Origin of the sequence: Pseudomonas sp. P39-UII1, from assembly GCF_039672635.1 — a bacterium.
Classification (GTDB): domain Bacteria; phylum Pseudomonadota; class Gammaproteobacteria; order Pseudomonadales; family Pseudomonadaceae; genus Aquipseudomonas.
Map to the genome: position 1 here is coordinate 21,404 of NZ_JBDFPP010000023.1, position 24,147 is coordinate 45,550.

Here is a 24,147-nt window from a genome sequence, read left to right on the forward strand (position 1 = left end):
TCTCGCCCACTCCCAGGATTCGTTCATGTTCAAGGCTTTGCGTTATTTTGGCTGGCCCCTGCTTACCGGCATTCTGATCGCCATGCTGATCATCCAGCGCTTCCCGCAATGGGTCGGCCTGCCGAGCCAGGACGTCAACCTGCAACAGGCGCCACAAACCACCCAGATCATGCAGGGCCCGGTGTCCTACGCCGATGCCGTGACCCTCGCCGCACCAGCGGTGGTCAACCTGTACACCACCAAAGTGGTGAACAAGAGCGCCCACCCTTTGTTCGAAGACCCGCAGTTCCGCCGCTTCTTTGGCGACAACCTGCCCAAGCAGCGGCGCTGGGAATCGAGCCTCGGCTCAGCGGTGATCATGAGCCCCGAGGGCTACCTGCTGACCAACAACCACGTCACCAGCGGCGCCGACCAGATCGTCGTGGCGCTCAAGGACGGCCGCGAAACCCTGGCCCGGGTGATCGGCAGCGACCCCGAAACCGACCTTGCGGTATTGAAGATCGACCTCAAGAGCCTGCCGGCGATCACCATCGGCCGTTCCGACAGCATTCACATCGGTGACGTCACCCTGGCCATCGGCAACCCCTTCGGCGTCGGCCAGACCGTCACCATGGGCATCATCAGCGCCACCGGCCGCAACCAGCTGGGCCTGAACAACTACGAAGACTTCATCCAGACCGACGCTGCGATCAACCCGGGCAACTCCGGCGGCGCGCTGGTCGATGCCAACGGCAACCTGGTCGGCATCAACACGGCGATCTTTTCCAAGTCCGGCGGCTCACAGGGCATCGGCTTCGCCATACCGGTCAAGCTGGCCCTGGAAGTGATGAAGTCGATCGTCGAGCACGGCCAGGTGATCCGTGGCTGGCTGGGTATCGAGGTGCAGCCGTTGAGCCAGGAGTTGGCCGAGTCGTTCGGCATGCAGGGGCGCCCTGGCATCGTGGTGGCGGGGATCTTCCGCGACGGCCCGGCGCAGAAGGCCGGGTTGCAACTGGGCGACGTGATCCTCAGCATCAACGGCGAACCGGCCGGTGACGGGCGCAAGTCGATGAACCAGGTGGCGCGGATCAAGCCCAACGAGAAGATCACCATCGAGGTGATGCGCAATGGGCAGCAGTTGAAGCTGATCGCCGAGGTGGGGCTGCGGCCGCCGCCTGCTCCGGCAGCTGCCCCAGAAGAAGAGAAATAACAGAAGGGCTGCTTTGCAGCCCATCGCCGGCAAGCCGGCTCCCACAAGTTCTGCGCCTATCCTGAGAGCGGCGCCGTACCTGTGGGAGCCAGCTTGCCAGCGCCCACAAGTTCTGCGCCTATCCTGAGAGCGGCGCGGTACCTGTGGGAGCCGGCTCGCCGGCGATGGGCCGCAGAGCGGCCCCAGTTGCATCAGTGCAGGATCTGGCTGAGGAAGAGTCTGGTGCGGTCGCTGCGCGGCCGGTCGAAGAAATCATCCGGTGCCGCCTGCTCCACGATCTCCCCCTTGTCCATGAAGATCACCCGGTTCGCCACGGTGCGGGCAAAGCCCATCTCGTGGGTCACGCAGAGCATGGTCATGCCGTCCTCGGCCAGGCCGACCATGGTGTCGAGCACCTCCTTGACCATTTCCGGGTCCAACGCCGAAGTCGGCTCGTCGAACAGCATGATCTTCGGCTTCATGCACAGCGCCCGGGCAATCGCCACGCGCTGCTGCTGGCCACCGGACAACTGCCCCGGGAACTTGTGCGCCTGCTCCGGAATACGTACCCGCTCCAGGTAATGCATGGCAATTTCCTCGGCCTTGCGCCGCGGCATCTTGCGTACCCACATGGGCGCCAAGGTGCAGTTTTCGAGGATGGTCAGGTGCGGGAACAGGTTGAAGTGCTGGAACACCATGCCCACCTCGCGGCGGATTGCCTCGATCTGCTTCAGGTCGTTGGTCAGCTCCACGCCATCGACCACGATGCGGCCCTGCTGGTGTTCTTCCAGGCGGTTGAGGCAGCGGATGGTGGTGGACTTGCCCGAGCCGGACGGCCCGCACAGCACGATGCGTTCGCCCTGACGCACGTTCAGGTTGATGTCCTTGAGTACATGGAACTGGCCGTACCACTTGTTCACGCCCTGCATCTGGATGATGCCTTCGAGGCCAGCAGGCTGCTTGATCGCTTCACTCATTTCGAAACTCCTAACGCTTGTGGCCAGTGTCCAGCTTGCGCTCCAGGTGCATGGAGTAGCGGGACATACCGAAACAGAAGATCCAGAACACCAAGGCGGCAAACACGTAGCCCTCGGTGGCCATGCCCAGCCAGGCCGGGTCGGCGGCGGCTTGCTTGACGCTGTTGAGCAGGTCGAACAGGCCGATGATGATCACCAGGCTGGTGTCCTTGAACAGGGCAATGAACGTGTTGACGATGCCGGGAATAACCAGCTTCAGGGCCTGCGGCAGGATCACCAGGCCCATCGAACGCCAGTAGCCCAGGCCCATGGCCGCGGCCGCTTCGTATTGCCCTTTGGGGATGGCCTGCAGGCCGCCGCGTACCACCTCGGCGATGTACGCCGACTGGAACAGGATCACGCCGATCATCGCCCGCAGCAGCTTGTCGAAACTCATGCCCTCGGGCAGGAACAACGGCAGCATCACCGACGACATGAACAGCACGGTGATCAACGGCACACCCCGCCAGAACTCGATAAAGGTCACGCAGACCACTTTCACCGCTGGCATCCGCGAACGGCGCCCAAGCGCCAGCAAGATACCGAGAGGCAAGGCCCCGACGATGCCCACGGTGGCAATCACCAAGGTCAACATCAGCCCGCCCCACTGGCTGGTAGGCACGCTTTCCAGGCCCAGGTAGCCGCCATGCAGCAGCGTGTAGGCGAGGATCGGGTACAGCACCAGAAAGCCCAGGCCGTACACGGCCTTGCGCGGGAAACGCTTGATGAACAAAGGTGCGGCGCCAAGCACGGCAAGCCACACGGTCAGGTCCACGCGCCAGCGCAGTTCGGCCGGGTAGTAGCCATACATGAACTGGCCGAAGCGCTGCTGGATGAACACCCAGCAGGCGCCCTCCTTGGTGCAATCGGCGCGCGTGGTGCCAACCCAGTTGGCGTCGATCAACGCCCACTGCAGCAACGGTGGCACGATCAACCACACCAGGTACACGGCGAACAGGGTCAGCAGGGTGTTGAGCCAACTGGAGAACAGGTTGGCACGCATCCAGGCGAATACGCCGACGGTTTTCACCGGTGGCGGCATGTCAGGTTTGAAAACATGAGCATTCACGGGCGTATCCTCACCGCTCGATCAGCGCAATGCGCTTGTTGTACCAGTTCATCAGCAGCGAGATGCTGATGCTGATGGCGAGATAGACACTCATGGTGATGGCAATCACCTCGATGGCCTGGCCGGTCTGGTTGAGCACGGTACCGGCGAACAGCGAGACCATCTCCGGGTAGCCGATACCAGCTGCCAGCGATGAGTTCTTCGCCAGGTTCAGGTACTGGCTGGTCAGCGGCGGAATGATCACCCGCAGGGCCTGAGGGATGATCACCTTGCGCAGGGTCGGGCCCTCGCGCAGGCCGAGCGAACGGGCAGCTTCGGTCTGACCATGGCTGACCGAACGGATCCCCGAGCGCACGATTTCGGCGATAAACGCGGCGGTGTAGATAGTCAGTGCCAGCGTCAGCGCCAGCAGCTCGGGTATCAGCACCCAGCCGCCCACGAAGTTGAAGCCCTTCAGCTGCGGCACTTCCCAGTGCACCGGTGTGCCGAACAGCAGCGCACACAGGCCCGGGATGGCAATCAACAGCGCCAGCCCCACCCAGAACTTGTGGAACGGTTCGCCGGTTTCGTTGAAGCGCTTGTTGGCGTAACGCACCATCGCCGCGATAGCCACGATCGCCAGCACCACCGCAACGACAAACGGCCAGAAGCCATCAGCCATGGCAGCGCCAGGCATGTTCAGGCCACGGTTGCTGATGAAGAACATATCGTCGATGTTGATGCTCCCCCGCGGCCCCGGCAGGGTCAGGAACACGGCGAAATACCAGAACAGGATCTGCAGCAACGGCGGGATGTTGCGGAAGGTTTCCACATACACCGTCGCCAGTTTGTTGATCATCCAGTTCTGCGACAGGCGCGCCACACCGATGATGAAGCCCAGCACCGTCGCCAGGATGACGCCGATGAAGGTCACCAACAGGGTATTGAGCAGGCCGATGACGAACACCCGCGCGTAGCTGTCGGATTCCACATAGGGGATCAGATGCTGGGCGATACCAAAGCCGGCACTGCGGTCGAGGAAGTCGAAACCCGAGGTGATCCCCCGGTGCTGCAAGTTGGTTTGAGTGTTGTGGAACAGGTACCAGCCCAGGCCCACCACGAAGATGATCGTGAGAACCTGGAACAGCCACGCGCGCACACGCGGATCGTTCAGGGATAACCCCTTTTGTGCGCCGATTCGATTTTGCATGAAGTGCCCCGGACAGTAGGGATTCGAACAGCCTGCGGCGGCGGGATGCCGCCGCAGGGTGCAGCCATCAGCGCACAGGTGGCGCGTACTGGATGCCGCCGTTGTTCCACAGGGCGTTCATGCCACGGTCGATCTTCAAGTCAGTGCTCTGGCCCAGGTTCTTCTCGAACACTTCGCCATAGTTGCCCACTTGCTTGACGATCTGCACTACCCAGTCCTTGGGCAGTTTGAGGTCCTTGCCGTACTCGCCGTCAGCGCCGAGCAAACGGGCGTTGTCCGGGTTCTTGGTCGATTTGGCTTCAGCCTCGACAGTCTTCGAGGTGATACCCGCCTCTTCGGCGTTGAGCATGGCGAACAGGGTCCACTTGACGATGCTGAACCACTCCTCGTCGCCTTTGCGGACCACTGGGCCCAACGGTTCCTTGGAGATGGTTTCCGGCAACACCACGTAGTCGGTCGGCGCGGCCAGCTTGGAGCGCTGGGCGAACAGCTGCGACTTGTCCGAGGTCAGCACATCGCAACGGCCCGATTCCAGCGATTTGGCGCTTTCGTCAGAGGTGTCGAAGGTGATCGGGGTGTACTTCAGGCCATTGGCGCGGAAGTAGTCGGAAACGTTCAGCTCGGTGGTAGTACCGGCCTGGATGCAGATGGTCGCGCCATCGAGCTCCTTGGCACTGGAAACCCCCAGCTTCTTGTTGACCAGGAAGCCAACGCCGTCATAGTAGGTGACACCGGCAAACACCAGGCCCATGCCGGCATCGCGCGAGCTGGTCCAGGTGGTGTTGCGCGACAGCACGTCGACTTCGCCCGACTGCAGCGCAGTGAAGCGTTCCTTGGCGTTGAGCTGGCTGAACTTGACCTTGGTGGCGTCGCCGAACACGGCGGCGGCAACAGCGCGGCAGACGTCGGCATCGATACCGACGATCTTGCCCTGCGCATCAGGCACCGAGAACCCTGGAAGACCGTCGCTCACGCCACACTGGACGAAGCCCTTCTTCTTTACCGCATCGAGGGTGGCGCCGGCCTGGGCGTTGCTCACGGCGCCCAGCGCGGCGGCAGCGGTAAGGACTGCCAGGGTGGTTTTCAACATCTTCATTCACAACCTCCAAATCGCTCTTGTTGTATGAGCCGGAATTGCACCGCACCCTTATGAGGCGCATCCGACCCGTGTTGGCTTGTTCTTGGGTCAATTGGCGCAATGGGCTGTTCTATGACAGCCTTGCGTGCAAGGGTGTTACCGTGCCGGCCTGACCCTTGCATCGGATGTTCCATAGCAAACGGCGTACCACAGTCGACGGCTAAAGCGTTTAAGCGCACGTCAAGTAGGGAAAGTTGTATCGTTGCGACATTCTTTTTCTGACAATCATTTCCAGCGCCTTCTTTTTGCGCATGCCTTTACCAGATCCGCACACTTTCGGAGCAGTCATGACCAACCCGCTTATTCTCGAACCCCAGAAAACCGCAGACGCTTGTGTGATCTGGTTGCATGGCCTGGGCGCCGACCGTTACGACTTCCTACCGGTTGCCGAATTCATGCAGGAACGCCTGCTCAGCACACGCTTCGTCATGCCCCAGGCGCCAACCCGGCCGGTTACCATCAACGGCGGCTATGCAATGCCCAGCTGGTACGACATCAAGGCCATGACCCCGGCCCGCGCCATTGACGAAGCGCAATTGGAAGAATCGGCCGAGCAGATCATTGCGCTGATCAAGGCCGAACAGGGCAAAGGCATCAACTTGTCACGCATCTACCTGGCGGGGTTCTCTCAAGGGGGCGCAGTGGTGCTGCACACTGCCTATATAAAGTGGCAAGAAGCGCTGGGCGGCGTGATCGCACTGTCCACCTACGCGCCAACCTTCAGCGACAGCCACCAGCTCAGCGCCTGCCAACAGCGCACCCCTGCCCTGTGCCTGCACGGTGTGCATGATTCGGTGGTAATTCCAGCCATGGGCCGTACCGCCTTCGAGTACCTCAATACCTGGGGTGTTGCCGCCCAATGGCATGAATACCCGATGGAGCACGAAGTCGCTGTCGAGGAGCTGAGCGACATCTACAACTGGCTGAGCAAGCAGCTGCAATAAGCAGTATCTCTTGTAGTTGTGGTCCTATTCCGCTACGCCGCGTCCGGATCTTGCATTACACTGCCGGGCGTACATTCCTTAATCAGTTGATGAGACGATCGTGCTCAAGGCACTCAAAAAAATATTCGGCAAGGGAGACGCCGCGCCTCAGGCCGTCGCTCCTGCTGCCAGCCTCACGCCGCCCGCGCCCGCCGCGGCCCCCGTGGCTCAGCCCGAGCCGCAGCCCAGCCAACCGCGTGCCAAACCCGCCGCCAAGCCGGCCGTCGAGGCTCAAGCGCCTGCCGCAATGCCCGCTGCCGACAAGCCGGCCAAGGACAAACCACGCCGCGAGCGCAAGCCCAAACCCCAGGCAAGCCTGTGGAAGCCGGAAGACTTCGTGGTCGAGCCGCAGGAAGGCAAAACCCGCTTCCATGACTTCAAGCTGTCCAACGAGGTGATGCACGCCATTCACGACCTGGGCTTCCCGTACTGCACGCCGATCCAGGCTCAGGTACTGGGTTACACCCTGCGTGGCCAGGACGCCATCGGCCGTGCCCAGACCGGCACTGGCAAAACCGCCGCGTTCCTCATTTCGATCATCTCCCAGCTGCAGCAGACGCCACCGCCCAAGGAACGCTACATGGGCGAACCGCGCGCGCTGATCATCGCGCCGACCCGCGAGCTGGTGGTACAGATCGCCAAGGACGCCGCTGCCCTGACCAAGTACACCGGCCTGAACGTCATGACGTTCGTCGGCGGCATGGACTTCGACAAGCAGCTCAAGGCCCTGGAAGCGCGCCACTGCGACATTCTGGTGGCCACCCCGGGCCGCTTGCTGGACTTCAACCAGCGCGGTGACGTGCACCTGGACATGGTCGAGGTGATGGTGCTGGACGAAGCCGACCGCATGCTCGACATGGGCTTCATCCCCCAGGTACGCCAGATCATTCGCCAGACCCCACCGAAAAGCGAGCGGCAGACCCTGCTGTTCTCCGCCACCTTCACCGATGACGTGATGAACCTGGCCAAGCAGTGGACCACCGACCCTGCCATCGTCGAGATCGAGCCGGAGAACGTCGCCAGCGAAACCGTCGAACAGCACGTCTATGCCGTGGCCGGCAGCGACAAGTACAAGCTGCTGTACAACCTGGTAACCCAGAACAAGTGGGAACGGGTGATGGTGTTCGCCAACCGCAAGGACGAGGTGCGGCGCATCGAGGAAAAACTGGTGCGCGACGGCATCAACGCCGCCCAGCTGTCGGGTGATGTGCCGCAGCACAAGCGTATCCGTACCCTGGAGAGCTTCCGCGAAGGCCGCATCACTGTGCTGGTGGCCACCGACGTGGCAGGGCGCGGCATTCACATCGACGGCATCAGCCACGTGATCAACTTCACCCTGCCGGAAGATCCGGACGATTACGTGCACCGTATCGGCCGTACGGGCCGTGCCGGCACCAATGGTGTGTCGATCAGCTTTGCCGGTGAGGACGACTCGTATCAGCTGCCTGCGATCGAAGAGCTGCTGGGGCGCAAGATCAAGTGCGAGATGCCGCCGGACGAGCTGCTCAAGCCGGTGCCGCGCAAGCATCATTGATAGCGGGCTGCTTTGCAGCCCAATCGCCGGCAAGCCGGCTCCCACAGGTACCTGTGGGAGCCGGCTTGCCGGCGATCCGGGGCAAAGCCCCGGCCATTCAATCAGGCCTTACCAGCGCCCCGCCGCGTCCTGATCGCTCTGCTTGCCTTCCACCCACCGCGGCCCCTCCTGGGTGTTCTCCTTCTTCCAGAACGGCGCGCGGGTCTTCAGATAATCCATGATGAAATTGCAGGCATCGAACGCCGCCTGCCGGTGCGCACTGGCCACGCCGACGAACACGATCGGCTCTCCCGGCTGCAGTGCACCAATGCGATGCAGCACCTCGACCTTGAGCAACGGCCAGCGCTGTTCGGCCTCGACCACGATCTTGGCCAGGGCCTTCTCGGTCATCCCCGGATAGTGCTCGAGGAACATCCCCGCCACATCCCGACCGTCGTTGAAATCACGCACATAGCCGACAAAGCCGACCACCGCCCCCACGCCGACGTTGGCGGCGTGCATGGCATTGACCTCTGCGCCCGGGTCGAACGCCGCTTGCTGCACTCGCACCGCCATGCTCAGCCTCCGGTGACCGGTGGGAAAAACGCCACCTCATCGCCCGCTTCCAGCGGCTCGTCCAGCCTGCACAGCTCTTCGTTGCGTGCGCACATCAGGTTCTGCTCGGCCAGCACCTCGTACTGCCCACCCTTGGCGACCAAGGCCAGGCGAACATCGTCGACCACCTTGAATTCACCTTCCAGGCGCTCGGCATCCACACCGAGCAACTCGCGGTAACGGGCAAAGTACATCACGTTCACATTCATCACGCCTCCACCTTGTAGTGGCCGCTCTTGCCGCCCAGCTTCTCCAGCAGGCGCACCTGCTCGATGACCATGCCCTTGTCCACGGCCTTGCACATGTCGTAGATGGTCAGCGCGGCGACGCTGGCGGCGGTCAGCGCTTCCATCTCCACACCGGTCTGCCCGGCCAGCTTGCAGCGGGCGACAATGCGCACGGCATCTGCGCCGTCGGCACTGAGTTCGACCTTGACGCTGGTGAGCATCAGCGGATGGCACAGCGGGATCAGGTCACTGGTCTTTTTCGCTGCCTGAATGCCGGCAATACGCGCCACGGCGAACACATCGCCCTTGGGGTGCTCGCCATCGACGATCATCTGCAAGGTCTGCGGCAACATGCGCACGCGGGCTTCGGCAATGGCCTCGCGCTCGGTCACGGCCTTTTCAGTGACATCGACCATGTTGGCGCGGCCCTGGGAATCAAGATGTGTCAGCACTGCTCTGCTCCTGTGAAGGGAACACAGAGTGTAAACCTGTGGGTCAGGTTTGAGCAGTGGAATGTACAGTCAGCGGTGGCCTCTTCGCGGGCTTGCCCCGCGAAGAGGCCGGGCGGAGCGCCGCCCGGCGAGGAGGGTTACAGATGCGACTCGGCATACTCGGCCAGCACCGAGCGCGGGACGCCCTGCAAGGTGATGTGCACGCCGTGGGGGAAGTCCTTGAAGCGCTCGGTCAGGTAGGTGAGGCCCGAGCTGGTCGCGGACAGGTAGGGGGTGTCGATCTGCGCCAGGTTGCCCAGGCAGACCACCTTGGAACCGGAGCCGGCACGGGTGATGATGGTTTTCATCTGGTGCGGCGTGAGGTTCTGGCACTCGTCGATCAGGATAAGGCTCTGCTGGAAGCTGCGGCCACGGATGTAGTTCAGCGATTTGAACTGCAGCGGTACCCGCTCAAGGATGTATTCGACGCTGCCATGGGTGCTTTCGTCATCCATGTGCAAGGCTTCGAGGTTGTCGGTGATGGCGCCCAGCCAAGGCTCCATCTTCTCCGCTTCGGTGCCCGGCAGGAAGCCGATTTCCTGGTCCAGCCCCTGCACGCTGCGGGTGGCGATGATGCGCCGGTAGCGCTTGCTGACCATGGTCTGCTCGATGGCTGCAGCCAAGGCCAGGATGGTCTTGCCGGAACCGGCGGCGCCGGTCAGGTTGACCAGGTGGATGTCCGGGTCGAGCAGCGCGAACAGCGCCAGGCTCTGGTGGATATCCCGCGGTTTCAGGCCCCAGGCCTCCTGGTGCAACAGGGGTTCCTGATGCAGGTCGAGCAGCAGCAGCTCGTCGTTGCGGATGCCCTTGATCCAGCCTACGAAACCTTGCTCATCAATGATGAACTCATTGATGTGCACAGCCGGCAGGTTGTCGATCATCTGTACCCGATGCCAGGTGCGACCCCGCTCCTGACGGGTATCGACCTTGCTGACGCGGTCCCAGAACGAGCCGGTGACCGAATGGTAGCCCTTGGACAACAGCGACACGTCATCGACCAACTGGTCGGTGCTGTAGTCCTCGGCCGCGATACCGCAGGCGCGCGCCTTCAGGCGCATGTTGATGTCTTTGGTGACCAGCACCACGTCGAAGTCGGTGCGCCGGGCGCGGACTTCGAGCAACTGGTTGATGATGATGTTGTCGTTGAGGTTCTCCGGCAGCAGCTTGTTCGGCTCGTTGCGCGGGGTCATCAGGATGGACAGGAAGCCCTTGGGCCCACTTTTGTTGCGTTGGATCGGCACACCCTGCTCGACATCGCTGGGCGAGGCATCACCTAGGGTCTGGTCGATCAGGCGGATGGCCTGGCGGCATTCGGCGGCGATGGTCTGTTTACCGGTCTTGAGCTTGTCGAGTTCCTCCAGCACCGTCATGGGTATGGCGACGTGGTGCTCCTCGAAGTTGAGTAATGCGTTGGGGTCGTGAATCAGGACGTTGGTATCGAGCACATAGAGGATTGGCTTGCTGGAGGAAGGGTTGCGTCCTTGGTCATCCATACTCGGTCACCTTATGTCGAAGCCACACGGCGCGGTCTGCTGCGCCGCAGAGTGACTGCCGTGCTCCCCGTATCCGCGTTGCTACGGGCGGGAAGTAACCTGGCAAGGTGGGCTTGGATGACGCCACCTGTGCTGCAGGAATCGGCTGTCTGGTTTCTTCATACAGCAAAAACGATGACTAAAAAAAGCGTTTTTTCGTGTTGATGAAGTTTATTTTTCCGAATGACGAATAGGCCTTGGCGCTGACCCCAGACGGGTCTACAGTCAGAAATCAGACCCGTTAATCCTGATAGCCGTATTCGCGGCAATCCTCCCAACCGATGCCACTTTGTGCGGTATTGCGCAGCAACCATTCCACTGCCGGCTGAGCCTTAGGCAGGCTGTCGTGGAACTGAATCACGCCCTTGCGCCACAGCAGCATCAACGTCACCACCCGCTGGGCTGAAGCTTCAGCACTCAACGGGCCGTCATCCTGGGCATCGATATCCCACAGCGAAACACGCAGTTGCTGGCTGGCCATGAACGCCTCGCCATCGGCCCGACGCTGGCCATACGGTGGGCGGAACAGCGGCACATATTGCTCCGGCAAATCGGCCTGCACCCGGGCCTGGCTACGTTTGAGCGAATCCTGCCAACCATTCCACTGGGCATGCGAGCGGTATTCCCAGCCCTGAATACCCACGCATTGTCCTTTATAAAGTCGGCTCAGCGCGCCCACGGCACCGGCATCACGGCGCTGCTGCAAGCGGTTGCCCAAGACGAAGAACGTGCCCTGCAGCTTCTGTTTGCGCAGGTAATGGGCCAGCGTATCGGTGGTGCTGCCCTCGGGGCCAGGGCCGCCAACGAAGGTCAGCAGGAACATGCGATCGTTCAGTTCATCGCCATTGCGCTCGCGGTTGGACAGGCGCTCGACCTCGCTGCTGGTCTGTGGCAACAACGCCGCCTTGCGCAGTTGTTCATCGAGATAGCGCACATGGAACTGGTGGCTAGGCTCTATCCAACCTGTATAGAACGTGCCGACATCAGCTGCAAATGTCGCCGCCTTGGTGCGTAAGTCAGCCATGGACTCAACCAGATAGCAGAACGAGGCATCCTGCTCGCAACTGCGCTGCGCCTGCTGGTAACCCTGCCACAAACGCTGCCACATGCGTGCCCGTACTGCTCGCACCTTCTGCAGGTTGATCTGGCGCAGCCCCAAGCGTGCCGCCAGGGTAGCGTCATCCAGCAGCTCGCTTTCATGCAGTACCTGGGCAAACGACAGGATCTCCGCCCGCGAGGCCACATCGAACAGCGCCGGGCTGTCCAGTTGCTCGGGCCACAGGCTGCGGTCGAGGCTGGCCGGGGGAATGGGGGCGGCCTGGGCGGCCAGGCTCATCATCAAGGCCAGCAAGGCACCGGCAATGCGCACGATCGGTCTCTCCGTGACGGCGAAACGGGCACTATAGCGCCTGCTCAAACGATGGTCTGTGTCTATTGTCACCATAGTTTGGCGTTCACCCCTTCAATCCGTAGAATCCCCGGCAACGATTCCAGGAGCCGACCCGATGCTGACGGTGATTTCCCCCGCCAAGACCCTCGATTACGACACCCCGCCGGTGACCGAGCGTTTCACCCTGCCCCAGTACCTGGACGACTCCCAGGCGCTGATCGTGCAGCTGCGCGAGCTGTCGCCGGCGCAGATCAGCGAACTGATGCACCTGTCGGACAAACTCGCCGGCCTCAACGCCGCACGCTTTGGCAGCTGGACCCCAGACTTCACCCCGGCCAACGCCAAGCAGGCGCTGCTGGCCTTCAAGGGCGACGTGTACACCGGCCTGGATGCCGAAACCCTCGGCGAGGACGACTTTACCTACGCCCAGCAGCACCTGCGCATGTTGTCGGGCCTTTACGGCCTGTTGCGGCCACTGGACCTGATGCAGCCCTACCGCCTGGAAATGGGCACCAAGCTGGCCAACAGCCGCGGCAAGGACCTGTATGCCTTCTGGGGCACACGCATCAGCGAATGGCTGAACCAGGCAATGGCCGACCAAGGTGATGACCTGCTGCTGAACCTGGCCAGCAACGAGTATTTCAGCGCCGTGAAACGCACCGCGCTCAAGGGCCGGGTGATCAACGTCGACTTCAAGGACCAGAAAAACGGCCAGTACAAGATCATCAGCTTCTACGCCAAGAAAGCCCGCGGCATGATGAGCCGCTTCGTCATCCAGGAGCGGGTCAACGACCCGGAGCAGCTCAAGCAGTTCGATGTGCAGGGCTACTACTACAGTGCCGAGCAGTCCAAAGCTGATCATCTGGTGTTCCTGCGCGACCACCCTGCCGATTGATCGGCGCAACACCTGCCTGTGGGCGCCGGCTTGCTGGCGACAGGGCCGCAACGCGGCCCCCTACGGGACCTGCACATAACCCGCCTGCAGCCCTTGCACTTCTACCCCTTGCGCTACCGCGATACCGACCGTGACCGCGACCCTGCGCTCCGGCCCATCAGCCGCACTGCGGTAGCGCACGTAATCGCGCCCTGCCTCATCCACCCGCAGTGCTTGCGCTGGCACCGCAACCCCCTGCTCCGTTCGATGAACCCTCACTGTCAACTGCGCACTCATCCCCAGGCGCAGCCCCAATTCCGTTGGCTCGCGAGGCGCATCCAGTTCCACCAGCACGTCATACCAAGCCCCCTGCCCCGCATCGTCCCTGGCCTGAAGCCCGATGCGCCGCACCTTGCCTGCCAGTGCCTGGCCCGCGACCAACACATCGGCCTGCTGCCCCTCGCGCAGCCAGGCAAGATCCTGTTCGTGCACCCCGGCCAGCACCTGCAGCTGGCCCAGGTCGATCAGCGCCAGCAATGGGGTGCCTTGGCTGACCTGCTGGCCAGCCTGCACGGCGCGTGCAGCTGCGCCGTCGCGGCTACCGACGGGCGCAACCAGGGCGGCGAAAGGTGCAGTGCCTACCTGCCGCTGTCGCAGTGCCAGCAATGCCTGCCAACGCGCTTGGGCGTTGGTCAGTTCCATCTGCGCGATGCGTAACCCATCACCCTGCCCACGCGCCAGCACCCCCTGCAGTTCGTCTTCGGCATCCTGCAAGGCCTGGCGCTGCGCCGACACTTGCTGCGCCAGGCTGTCGACCTCGATACGGGCAACGATCCCGCGCTCGAACAAGCGCCGCGTGTCTACCAACGCCGCCTGGCTGAGCGCCAGCGAAGCGCGGCCGGCCAGCACCGACCGGCGTGCCCGCGTGACCTCAGGCCCCGCCTGCCAGCCCTGCAACTGCCGGTGGCTCGCACGGGCTTTGAGCCACTCGGCCTCGGCCTGACGTGTCTGCACATCGATCTGGGCGGTATCGAGCCTGTACAGCGGCTGGCCAGCGCTCACCCGCTGCCCTTCGGCGACCATCAGCGCGGCGACCACCGCGTCAAAGGGCGCAGCTTGAATTTCCTGGCGCGCCGCCTGGACCTTGCCGACCAGGCCCAAGCGACGCTCGAGCCGTTGCGGCTCCACCCACACCCAGCGCTCGTCAGCAATCGGCGGCTCGGCAGCGGGCCACGCCCACCACAGCACCGGCGCCAGCAGCCCGGGCAGCAGCCATGCCAACCGCCGCCAGCTAGTCATTCAGCGCGACCGCCCAGCGCTCCAGCGTGGTGCCCAGAACCTGGTCAAGTTGCGCCTGGCCATTGAGGTAGGCGATCCTGGCATCGAGTTCGGCATGCTGGGCCTGGCGCAGGTCGCCCTCGAAACTCAGCACCTGGAAGTTGCTTGAGCGCCCCGCTGCCAGCCGCTCCCGCTCGATCTCCAGCTTGCGCCGCGACAACGCCAAGGCCCGCCCGGCAATTTCCAGCTGACGCCAGCGTACCTGGGTATCACGCACCGCACCCAGCACCTCACGCTGTAACTGTTGGTGGAACTCGGCAAGGCTGACCTGCTGGTTCTCCACAGCCACCCGCGCCCGTACCTCGGCCTGGCGGCGGCTCAAGTCGCCGATGGGAATTTCCACCTCCAGGCCCAGATAGTGCTCCCAGCTGGCGTGGTTGCCTGGCCGCTGGCGAGTCTGGCTGGCTCCACCGACCAGGGCCAAGTCCCACCACTGGCCGTTGCGCGCCACCTGCAGGTCGATGGCCGCCTGTTCGCCGCTGATCAACTGCATCAGATAGGCCGGTTGCAGCGCTTGCGCTTTCACCAGCGCCTGCTCGGCATCCACCTGCAAGCGCTGAACCTCAACCCGCTCCACCGCCCGCAAAGGCGCGCCAAGGTCCACGGCCAACACCTGGGCCAGGGCCTGCCGGCTGGCATGCAGCTGATTGCGGCTACCTTCCAGTGCCAGTTCCTGGCTGGCCACTTCGGCCTCAGCCTGAACCCTGTCGAACGCTGCCATACGCCCGGAGGCGATCAACGCCTGGTTGACCTCGAGCAATTGCCGCGCCCGCGCCAGCGCCTGCTCGGCGATACTCAATTGTTCCTGGGTTTGCAGCAGCTCGCGGTAATGCAGGATGGTACGGGTGATGGCCAGGGCCACGCTGTCCTTGAGCGCCAACCGGTTGAGTTGCTCAGTCAGCTGGGCCTGGCGCAGGGGCGCGCTGGCCACCTCCCGCCCGGCGCCACGCAACAGCGGTTGGATCACCATCAGGTTGGCGCCATCCCGGTATCGTGCGCCAGCCCGGTCGGCGCGAGTTTGGCCATAGGCCCAATCCAGGCTCAGGCGAGTGCCGTAGGGTGTGAGCAAGCTCGCCGAGGGGGCCAGCTGGGTTTCGCGGTAGTGATCATCACTGTTGCGGTTACCCAGGTAGCGGGCCTTGAGTTGCAGCTGCGGGGCATAGCGATCATGCGCCACGCGCAGGTCGAATTTCTGCGCGATGCGTTCAAGGTAGGCACTGCGGACAGCGCGGTTGTCGCGCAGGGCCAGGGCGATGGCATCGGCAAGTTCAAGCTCCACTTCACCGCCTTCGGAGGCTGTCCAGGCGATGGCGGATACTGCCAGTGCCTGGCTGGGGTAAGACGGGCGCAACACTTCGGTGGCACATGCCGACCCGCCCAGCAATGCCAGCCACAGGGCAAGCAAAGGCCTAATCATCCCGCAGTGCCAGCACCGGCTGCAGGCGTGCGGCAGCGAGCGCCGGCTGCAGGCCGAAAAACAACCCAAGCGCCAGCGCACTGCCCATACCCAGCGGTATCGAGAACACATGCAGGGCAAAGCCCCACCCGGACATCAGGACAAAGCCTGCGGCAGCCACCAGCCCCAGCAGCGCCCCAAGCACTGCCCCACCCGCTGCCAGCAACACGGCCTCGAGCAAGAACAGCCAGGCGATGTCGCGGGCACGTGCGCCCAACGCCAGGCGCACGCCGATTTCGCGGCGCCTTTGCGTTACGCTCATCAACATCACATTCATCACCCCCACCCCACCCAGCAGCAAGGCGATACCCGCGAACCCACCCAACATCCAGTTGAACATCCGTGACTGGTTGGCCATGCCTTCAAGCAACTGCTGGGGCAACTGCACGTCCACTTCGTACCCCGGCAAGCGTGCGCGCAGGTAGCGGGCGAGCAATTGCGCGGTGCGTTGCTGGCCTGCCGCGTCATGCCCACGGGCAAGCAGCATGCCGGCTTGCGGGGCAACGCCCAGGCGGCGCATGCCTGCCAGCGGCATCAACAACGCCTCGTCGACTTCCAAGGGCAGTAGCGGGTTGTGGCCGCGGGGCGCCAGCACGCCAACTACCTCGAACAGATAGCGGCCCAGCTGCAGGTAATCGCCTACCGTTGCATTCAAATGGAGGGCCAACGCAGCCCCCAACAGCACGTGCGTGGCATCGTCGTCATAGCTGGACAACAACCGGCCTTGCCTGGCCTCCAGGCCCAATACCGGTGCCAACTGCAAGGTGCTGCCAGCGACCATGACCTCCTGGCGCACACTCGCCAGTTGCAGCGTGGCTACCGTGACCATCAGTGGCGCCGCGGCGCGAATGGAGGCAGGCAACCCGGCAAGGTCCAACGTTGCCGGCACCACGCCTTCTGCCTCAGCCTGCAGATTGGCGACCAGCAGTTCGCTCCCCATGCCCTGATACAACTGCTGTGCATGCTGCGCCGCACTGTGGCCGATGTTGAGCAAGGCCACCAGCGCGGCACAGCCCACGGCGATGCCGATCAACGCCAGCCCTGTGCGACGGCCCGCCTGGCGCAAGCCGGCCAACGCCTCGCCCAGGCGCTGTGACCAGGAAGGCCCATAGCACTCAGGCATCGAAGGCCCCGCCATTACGTACTTCGATGCAACGGTCCATGCGCCGTGCCATGGCGGGATCGTGCGTGACCATCAGCAAGGTCACACCGCGCTCGCGATTGAGCCGCAGCAACAGCCCGGCAATCTCCTCGGCCGTGGCGCCATCGAGGTTGCCAGTCGGCTCATCGGCCAGCAGCAACGCAGGCTCGGTCACCAGCGCCCGGGCGATGGCCACCCTTTGCCGCTGGCCGCCGGACATGTCGGCCGGCAAGTGTTGCGCACGCTCGCCAAGCCCGACCGCCTCCAGCTGCGCCCGCGCCGCCCGCCGCGCGGCCGCTTGCCCAATACCGCGGTAGCTCAGCGGCAAGGCGACGTTGTCCAGCGCAGAAAGCCGCGGCAGCAGGTTGAAGCTCTGGAAGACGAACCCCAGCATGCGGTTGCGCAGGATTGCCCGTTGGTCTGCCGTGGTTGCCGTCATGTCCCGGCCGGCCAACATCATCCGGCCGCAGCAAGGCTGGTCGAGCAGGCCAATCAGGTTGAGCAAGGTGCTTTTGCCCGCGCCGGAGGGGCCGATGATGGCGCAGGTCTGGCCGTGCGGGATGGTGAGTGAAAGGTTGTGCAGCACCGGTTGAGTGCCCAGTCGGCGGGTGATGCCCTGAAGGGTGACGATCGGGTTCATGCTTTGGGTTCCCCGTTGGGCGAACCTTCAGCCTGCGGGTCGAGTGGGTTAGCCATAGCGTCCTTCGCCGGCTCCCATTCTTTGGCAATCATGTCGATCAGCGAAGTATTGAATTCAGGCCATTCAACTTCGGAAATCGAGAATTGCATCATGATGTCAGCTTCGTAATTCCCCAGCTGCGCTTGTTCAATGGGAGGTAATGACCTGTAGTAATCGAGCATTTCATAAAGCCCCTGATCTTTACTTCCTGTCGTTTGAATTTCAGCACTGATTTTATGGCCCATATATACAGTCCACTCACATTCGCGCTTACTCAGCTCTTGCCAGGCGGCATGACGCTCATTCATTGTAAATTCACCGCCTTCGTCATACACGATCAAGCTCAACTGCTCTCGAGCGAGTTGCCCGAAAGGGTTCTCTTCCTTACCGTTTAAAAATGCTGTCGCCTGCCGTGCGCGCTCCAGCAATGCAGAATCTTCGGTATCGGGGACGAAGGCGTCGTAGGCACTTTTGCTGAATTGGTAACTGCCGCCCCACACTTTATCCAGTATCGTTTTGGCCAGCTCCGCAAGCTCTTTTCGACCCAACTGAGCATCCCTGGACGCCGCGCGTGTTGCGGCATCGCTGAGCTGGCGGGCTAACGACGATATCTCACTTCGCGTGTCCGATGAGGGCGCTGTTACAGGCTTTGTCTGTTCAGCTTCAGCAGGATCAGCGACGCGCCTGATAGGTACTGAATTATTTAAATTCAATTCGCGCATCACGAAAGTATTGATGATTTCCATAACTCACCCATGTCACTATTGCGCAAGCAAATGGTATATGCCTAAACAATCTGCCTCGCAGGCTCACAGGCGAGGCAGATTGCAGCCACTGGAATGAGTTACTTCATGGTGAACTCAACACTCCATGAATTATCCGCGCGCGTGCTGGTTATATTCGCTGTACACGTTGCTCCCCCGCTGGGCGTCGCAGTTTTGGTCCACTGGGGTTGTTTTATCCCACCGGGAAGTACGCGCATCTGGAAAGTTGTACCAAATGCGCACGTTTTACGGCCAATGGTATAGCGAACCATGGCGGCATTGACGTCTGGGCTTACCACGCGCTGCACGTTGAAGTTGATCTGGCCACCCGCGGGGACCCCTTGGGCCGGTTTAGGGCTGGCTATCTGATAGGTACTGGTCTCGTTCGACGTAACCATCTTCAACTCTGCGGGTACAGTCCCCACATTTTTGAACGTCACATTGACGTTAGGCCCAGCCTGCGCCAACGCGGCAGCAAGCAGCGATACGGTGGCGAGCAAAACCTGCGATGTCTTTTTCATTAGCGTCATCTCGTCTCTTCCCTGTGGTTAAGGATGAGACGCCCCTGGTGGCCAGTGGCCCCAGGCTGCCCAAGACGCTCCGTCGTACATGAACAGCTCCAAGTGAGCGTCCCTTGGGGTTAACGACCACCCCGGGCAAAACCTTAGCTTTCGTAGGGCTTTGCAGTGTTTCCGAATGTGAGCACGCACCACCAGGGGGCATGCATCACCGCGCCACCATGTCAACAAATCGGCGCCATGAATCCGTCAAGAGTGGGGTTATCGCCAACCGTCATAAGACCGTTCGTACTTTTTTGACGAATTTTGAAAAAATTTTTTCGATACTGGCATAAAAACATCTCCCCTCAGGCTCGCCCTTTATATACAGGGGTAAAACGCCCCTGTGCTATCAGTTTGAAAGTATTTGCCACTGAAGAATTATTTAGAAATCTTTCATCGAGGCAAAACTCACCCAGGAACTTCTCCTGCGACCTATCGCTCATAGTGCCGTAACGAATTTCATGCCCCGACGGTGTGAGAGATGACTTACAGATGACAACCGGCAGGCATCAAACGCCCGCCCCAGAAACTTCGACAGGTGCCACAGGTTCCCCTGAACGCCCTGTCCATGCAGGAGAGCCGCGCCCCTTTAAACTCGTCCTAGTGGTTGATTTCAAAGGATTTATCCACTTGAAAAAACAAGCACAGCAGGGCGCCACGTAGCGCTTTGCAATAAAGACGGCTGCATTTCAGGGCACGCCTTTTAATTACTGGCCTTTAACTGCCAACTTTGAGTGCATAACTTTTTGCGCTCCGGATTTATTCATGCCTGCGCTCGGTGAAGTGTGCATTCGCCAGGGATCCGTGCGCCCTGAAACTGATGTTAATCAACCCAGTCCGGCTCTTCCCGGAAGAGCTGACGTGATAAACACATGAGGTGATAGCGATGCGTATCAGCATCTTTGGTTTGGGTTATGTGGGTGCGGTCTGTGCAGGCTGCCTGACGGCGCGAGGCCATGACGTGATCGGTGTGGACGTGTCCAGCACCAAGATCGACCTGATCAATCAGGGCAAGTCGCCCATTGTCGAACCTGGCCTGGAAGCACTGCTGCAGCAAGGCATCGCCAATGGCCGCCTGCGTGGCACCACCGACTTCGCCGAGGCCATCCGCGCCAGCGACGTGTCGATGATCTGCGTCGGTACCCCCAGCAAGAAAAACGGCGACCTGGGCCTGGAATACATCGAGTCGGTGTGCCGCGAAATCGGTTATGTCCTGCGCGACACCACCCGCCGCCACACCATCGTAGTGCGCAGCACTGTGCTGCCTGGCACCGTGAAGAACGTGGTCATCCCGATCCTCGAAGACTGCTCGGGCAAGAAAGCCGGCGTCGACTTCGGCGTTGCGGTCAACCCTGAGTTCCTGCGTGAAAGCACCGCGATCAAGGACTACGACCACCCACCGATGACCGTCATCGGCGAGCTGGACACCGCCAGCGGCGATGTGCTGCAGAGCCTGTACGAAGAACTCGACGCACCGGTCATCCGCAAGCCGATCGAAGTGGCCGAGATGATCAAGTACACCTGCAACGTGTGGCACGCCACCAAGGTCACCTTCGCCAACGAAATCGGCAACATCGCCAAGGCTGTCGGTGTCGATGGCCGCGACGTGATGGACGTGGTCTGCCAGGACAAAGTACTGAACCTGTCGCAGTACTACATGCGCCCAGGCTTCGCCTTCGGCGGCTCCTGCCTGCCCAAGGACGTGCGCGCCCTCACCTACCGCGCCTCCAGCCTCGACGTACGGGCACCGCTGCTCGATTCGCTGATGCGCAGCAACGAGTCGCAGGTGCAGAACGCCTTCGAACTGATCGAAGCCCACGACAAGCGCAAGGTCGCCTTGCTCGGCCTGAGCTTCAAGGCCGGCACCGACGACCTGCGTGAAAGCCCGCTGGTGGAACTGGCCGAGCGCCTGATCGGCAAGGGCTACCAGCTGGACATCTACGACGAGAACGTCGAGTACGCCCGTGTTCACGGTGCGAACAAAGAGTACATCGAGTCGAAGATCCCGCACGTGTCGTCGCTGCTCAACGCCAACTTCCAGCAGGTCATCGACAACGCCGACATCATCGTCCTGGGTAACCGCGACGAGCAGTTCCGCGCCCTTGCCGAGCAGGCTCCGGACGGCAAGCAAGTGATCGACCTGGTCGGCTTCATGGGCAAACCGACCTGCACCACCAGCCGTACCGAAGGCATTTGCTGGTAAGCCCTCGGCCGGGCAGCGCAGAGCGCTCTGCACAGAGCCTCTGCGCTGCCCATCCCCCAAGAATTCTCCACGGATGCTGAACATGCAAAGGCTCCAGACAGTGCTGTTGCAGTGCGCCGGTTGGTTGCTCTACATGAGCCTGCTCATGTTGATCGCCCTGGCCCTGCCGGCCGATATCTTCGACTCGCAGTCGAAGCACTTCATCTTCCTGGTCGGCGCAGTCGGCATCTGGCGCTACTCCATGGGCGCCACCCATTTCATTCGCGGCATGATCTTCCTTTACGGTGTCTACCCGTACCTGCGCCGCAAGGTGCAGAAGATGGGCGCGGCAGCCGACCCGTCGCACGTGTACCTGATGGTCACCAGCTTTCGTATCGAAGCGCTGACCACCGCCCAGGTATACAGCTCGGTAATCCGCGAGGCGATCGACTGCGGCTACCCGACCACCGTGGTCTGCTCGCTGGTTGAGATGTCCGATGAGCTGCTGGTGAAGAGCCTGTGGGCCAAGTACAACCCGCCGGCACACGTCAAACTCGACATCGTGCGCATCGCCGGTACCGGCAAGCGTGACGGCCTGGCCTATGGCTTTCGCGCCATCTCGCGGATGCTGCCGGACGAGAACGCCGTGGTCGCGGTCATCGACGGCGACACCGTGCTGGCCGAAGGCGTGGTCCGCAAGACCGTCCCATGGTTCAAGCTGTACCCCAACGTGGGTGGCCTGACCACCAACGAATTCTGCGAAGTACGCGGCGGCTACATCATGAGCGAGTGGCACAAGCTGCGCTTCGCCCAGCGCCACATCAACATGTGCTCGATGGCACTGAGCAAACGCGTGCTGACCATGACCGGGCGCATGTCGATGTTCCGCGCCAGCGTGGTGACCAACCCCGAGTTCATCGCCGACGTCGAAAGCGACTCGCTGATGCACTGGCGCCTGGGCCGCTTCAAGTTCCTCACCGGTGACGACAAGTCCAGCTGGTTCAGCCTGATGCGCCTGGGCTACGACACCTTCTACGTGCCGGACGCAGCCATCAATACGGTCGAGCACCCGCCGGAAAAAAGCTTCCTCAAGGCCAGCCGCAAGCTGATGTACCGCTGGTACGGCAACAACCTGCGGCAGAACTCCCGCGCGCTCGGCCTGGGCCTGGGGCGCCTGGGGCTGTTCACCAGCATCGTGCTGTTCGACCAGCGTGTATCGATGTGGACCAGCCTGCTGGGCCTGACCGTGGCGGTGATCGCCAGCCTCAAGTTCGGCCTCGGTTTCCTGCTGGTGTACCTGCTGTGGATCGGCATTACCCGCCTGATCCTCACCATCATGCTGCTGTGCTCGGGCCACAACGTCGGCCCGGCCTACCCGCTGATCCTCTATTACAACCAGATCGTCGGCGCAATGATGAAGATCTACGTGTTCTTCCGCCTCGACAAGCAGTCCTGGACCCGCCAGCCCACTGCCCTCAAACGTGATCTCGCCAGTTTTCAACAATGGTTCAACACCTGGTCCTCGCGGACCATGACCTTCTCGGCAGCCAGCATCTTCGTCGCTGTGCTGTTCATGGTCGTGTGAGCCCAACCCGGATCGGATTAACAGGAACAAACCACCATGAATACCGCCGTGAACGTCAATGTCGTGCATGAGTCCGAAGCCCAGCGCCAACACGCCCGGGTGCGCATCCCGGCCAAGCTGCGCTACCTGGATGGCGAACGCCAAACCCATGAGGTCAAGGTCGATGACCTGTCTGCTGGCGGCTTGAGCTTCCATGCCAAGCAGCCGCTGCAGGTCGGCCAGGTGCTGCGCGGGCGCTTGCAGTTCGTGGTCGACAACCTCGGGCTGTCGATGGACATCGAGTTCCAGGTGCGCTCCTGCAACCCGAGCACCGGCCGTACCGGTGCGCAGTTCCAGAACCTCGAACCGCGCGACATCGCTACCCTGCGCCACATCATCACCAGTCACCTGTCGGGTGAACTGATCAGCGTGGGCGATGTGCTCAGCACCCTGCAGCGCGACAACTTCACCAAGGCGCGCAAGCAGAAAGACGGCGGCTCCGGGCTGTCCGCCTTCGGCCGCTTCAAGGCAGTGACCGTTACCCTCGGCGTGTTCGTGGTCGGCGTTGCCGCCTTCGGCTTCGTCGCCAAGTCGCTGTATGGCATGTACTTCATCAGCCATGCCGAGGCCGGCGTGGTCGCAGTACCGACCACCAGCGTCACCATGCCGCGTGACGGCACCGTGAACAGTTTGGTCCAGGCCGGCGGCCAAGTGGTCAAAGGCGCGCCGCTGGCAAGCTTCAGCACCAGCATGCTGGACATGCTCAAAGGCCACCTGGACGACTCGCAGCTGGAGCCGGCCAAGGTCGAGGAGCTGTTCGGCAAGCAGCTTTCCGGCACCCTCACCAGCCCATGCGATTGCGTGGTCGCCCGCCAGCTGGTGGACGACGGCCAGTACGCCGCCAAGGGCCAGCCGATCTTCCAGCTGATCCCGCGTACCACCAACCCGATGGTCGAAGCGCGCTTCAGCTACCGCCAGTTCGACGAGGTCAAGCCAGGCACCCGGGTCAACTTCCAGGTGGCCGGCGAAGACGAAGTGCGCACCGGCCAGATCGTCAGCAGCGCCAGCCTCAACAGCGAAGACCTGGCCTCCGACATCCGTGTCCAGATCAAGCCTGACAGCGGCCTGCCAGCAGAACTCGCCGGGCGCCCGGCTTCGGTCAACAGCGACCGCGGCCCTTCGCTCAACTGGCTGATCGACAAAGCCGCGGCCCGTGGTCTGTAAGAGGACAAGCCGATGACTAGCAGACAACCCGATA

22 protein-coding genes are annotated in these 24,147 nt (G+C 62.1%); 7 read left to right on the forward strand and 15 right to left on the reverse strand.

The features are described from left to right. Window positions 1-25 precede the first annotated feature (25 nt). Complete coding sequence (gene algW / locus ABEH27_RS21885) at window positions 26-1,189, forward strand: Do family serine endopeptidase AlgW (protein WP_346615565.1); 1,164 nt, start codon at window positions 26-28, stop codon at window positions 1,187-1,189. Between the two features lie 191 nt (window positions 1,190-1,380). Here algW and ABEH27_RS21890 read toward each other — a convergent pair whose 3' ends face one another. The 4 genes from ABEH27_RS21890 to ABEH27_RS21905 all read right to left on the reverse strand — a co-directional run bounded on the left by ABEH27_RS21890 (window position 1,381) and on the right by ABEH27_RS21905 (window position 5,538). Next, window positions 1,381-2,145 carry an amino acid ABC transporter ATP-binding protein gene (locus ABEH27_RS21890; RefSeq protein WP_346615566.1) on the reverse strand — a complete coding sequence of 255 codons (765 nt, stop codon included), beginning with the start codon at window positions 2,143-2,145 and terminating at the stop codon, window positions 1,381-1,383. Between the two features lie 10 nt (window positions 2,146-2,155). Continuing rightward, entirely contained in the window at window positions 2,156-3,253 is a 1,098-nt protein-coding gene (locus tag ABEH27_RS21895) for an amino acid ABC transporter permease (protein WP_346615567.1), read from the reverse strand. Between the two features lie 10 nt (window positions 3,254-3,263). Then, window positions 3,264-4,442, reverse strand: a complete 1,179-nt coding sequence (locus ABEH27_RS21900; RefSeq protein WP_346615568.1) for an amino acid ABC transporter permease — start codon at window positions 4,440-4,442, stop codon at window positions 3,264-3,266. A 67-nt stretch (window positions 4,443-4,509) separates the two neighbouring features. Then, entirely contained in the window at window positions 4,510-5,538 is a 1,029-nt protein-coding gene (locus ABEH27_RS21905) for an amino acid ABC transporter substrate-binding protein (protein ID WP_346615569.1), read from the reverse strand. 329 nt (window positions 5,539-5,867) lie between these two features. Between ABEH27_RS21905 and ABEH27_RS21910 the strand changes: the two genes are divergently transcribed. Together ABEH27_RS21910 and rhlB are read left to right on the forward strand one after the other, a co-directional pair. Then, the gene (locus ABEH27_RS21910) at window positions 5,868-6,524 is read left to right on the forward strand and encodes an alpha/beta fold hydrolase (RefSeq protein ID WP_346615570.1); all 657 of its coding nucleotides are present in this window, start codon (window positions 5,868-5,870) and stop codon (window positions 6,522-6,524) included. Window positions 6,525-6,624: 100 nt separating this feature from the next. Next, window positions 6,625-8,097, forward strand: coding sequence for an ATP-dependent RNA helicase RhlB (gene rhlB, locus ABEH27_RS21915; RefSeq protein WP_346615571.1), 1,473 nt, complete (start codon window positions 6,625-6,627; stop codon window positions 8,095-8,097). 108 nt (window positions 8,098-8,205) lie between these two features. On the opposite strand, the gene moaE is transcribed toward rhlB, so the two are convergent. The 5 genes from moaE to ABEH27_RS21940 form a co-directional block, all read right to left on the reverse strand. Next, window positions 8,206-8,652: a molybdopterin synthase catalytic subunit MoaE gene (gene moaE / locus ABEH27_RS21920; RefSeq protein ID WP_346615572.1), complete on the reverse strand. Its 447-nt coding sequence runs from the start codon at window positions 8,650-8,652 to the stop codon at window positions 8,206-8,208. A 2-nt stretch (window positions 8,653-8,654) separates the two neighbouring features. Continuing rightward, window positions 8,655-8,900, reverse strand: coding sequence for a molybdopterin converting factor subunit 1 (gene moaD / locus ABEH27_RS21925; RefSeq protein WP_346615573.1), 246 nt, complete (start codon window positions 8,898-8,900; stop codon window positions 8,655-8,657). Then, complete coding sequence (moaC, locus tag ABEH27_RS21930; RefSeq protein ID WP_346615574.1) at window positions 8,900-9,370, reverse strand: cyclic pyranopterin monophosphate synthase MoaC; 471 nt, start codon at window positions 9,368-9,370, stop codon at window positions 8,900-8,902. Before moaC ends, moaD begins: the two co-directional genes overlap by 1 nt. 137 nt (window positions 9,371-9,507) lie before the next feature. Further along, a complete protein-coding gene (locus tag ABEH27_RS21935) occupies window positions 9,508-10,902 on the reverse strand; it encodes a PhoH family protein (protein WP_346615575.1) in 1,395 nt (464 codons plus the stop codon). A gap of 280 nt (window positions 10,903-11,182) precedes the next feature. Further along, window positions 11,183-12,310, reverse strand: coding sequence for a polysaccharide deacetylase family protein (locus ABEH27_RS21940; protein WP_346615576.1), 1,128 nt, complete (start codon window positions 12,308-12,310; stop codon window positions 11,183-11,185). A gap of 136 nt (window positions 12,311-12,446) precedes the next feature. Here ABEH27_RS21940 and yaaA point away from each other — a divergent pair, with 136 nt between their 5' ends. Beyond that, on the forward strand, window positions 12,447-13,226 hold the full coding sequence (gene yaaA, locus ABEH27_RS21945) for a peroxide stress protein YaaA (RefSeq protein ID WP_346615577.1): 780 nt from the start codon (window positions 12,447-12,449) through the stop codon (window positions 13,224-13,226). Window positions 13,227-13,286: 60 nt separating this feature from the next. On the opposite strand, the gene ABEH27_RS21950 is transcribed toward yaaA, so the two are convergent. From ABEH27_RS21950 to ABEH27_RS21975, 6 genes are all read right to left on the reverse strand, one after another. Beyond that, complete coding sequence (locus ABEH27_RS21950; RefSeq protein ID WP_346615578.1) at window positions 13,287-14,504, reverse strand: HlyD family efflux transporter periplasmic adaptor subunit; 1,218 nt, start codon at window positions 14,502-14,504, stop codon at window positions 13,287-13,289. Next, complete coding sequence (locus ABEH27_RS21955) at window positions 14,497-15,960, reverse strand: TolC family protein (RefSeq protein WP_346615579.1); 1,464 nt, start codon at window positions 15,958-15,960, stop codon at window positions 14,497-14,499. The genes ABEH27_RS21950 and ABEH27_RS21955 overlap by 8 nt, the downstream gene beginning before the upstream one ends. Next, window positions 15,953-17,122: an ABC transporter permease gene (locus tag ABEH27_RS21960; protein ID WP_346615580.1), complete on the reverse strand. Its 1,170-nt coding sequence runs from the start codon at window positions 17,120-17,122 to the stop codon at window positions 15,953-15,955. Before ABEH27_RS21960 ends, ABEH27_RS21955 begins: the two co-directional genes overlap by 8 nt. Further along, entirely contained in the window at window positions 17,115-17,780 is a 666-nt protein-coding gene (locus ABEH27_RS21965; RefSeq protein ID WP_346615581.1) for an ABC transporter ATP-binding protein, read from the reverse strand. The genes ABEH27_RS21960 and ABEH27_RS21965 overlap by 8 nt, the downstream gene beginning before the upstream one ends. Then, window positions 17,777-18,565, reverse strand: coding sequence for a hypothetical protein (locus ABEH27_RS21970; RefSeq protein WP_346615582.1), 789 nt, complete (start codon window positions 18,563-18,565; stop codon window positions 17,777-17,779). Before ABEH27_RS21970 ends, ABEH27_RS21965 begins: the two co-directional genes overlap by 4 nt. A 98-nt stretch (window positions 18,566-18,663) precedes the next feature. Continuing rightward, window positions 18,664-19,113 carry a hypothetical protein gene (locus ABEH27_RS21975; protein ID WP_346615583.1) on the reverse strand — a complete coding sequence of 150 codons (450 nt, stop codon included), beginning with the start codon at window positions 19,111-19,113 and terminating at the stop codon, window positions 18,664-18,666. Between the two features lie 916 nt (window positions 19,114-20,029). Here ABEH27_RS21975 and ABEH27_RS21980 point away from each other — a divergent pair. The 3 genes from ABEH27_RS21980 (at window position 20,030) to ABEH27_RS21990 (ending at window position 24,113) form a co-directional block, all read left to right on the forward strand. Continuing rightward, complete coding sequence (locus ABEH27_RS21980; RefSeq protein WP_346615584.1) at window positions 20,030-21,346, forward strand: UDP-glucose/GDP-mannose dehydrogenase family protein; 1,317 nt, start codon at window positions 20,030-20,032, stop codon at window positions 21,344-21,346. Between the two features lie 82 nt (window positions 21,347-21,428). Next, window positions 21,429-22,910, forward strand: a complete 1,482-nt coding sequence (locus ABEH27_RS21985) for a glycosyltransferase family 2 protein (RefSeq protein ID WP_346615585.1) — start codon at window positions 21,429-21,431, stop codon at window positions 22,908-22,910. Between the two features lie 36 nt (window positions 22,911-22,946). Beyond that, complete coding sequence (locus tag ABEH27_RS21990; protein ID WP_346615586.1) at window positions 22,947-24,113, forward strand: PilZ domain-containing protein; 1,167 nt, start codon at window positions 22,947-22,949, stop codon at window positions 24,111-24,113. The last annotated feature ends 34 nt before the right edge of the window (window positions 24,114-24,147 follow it).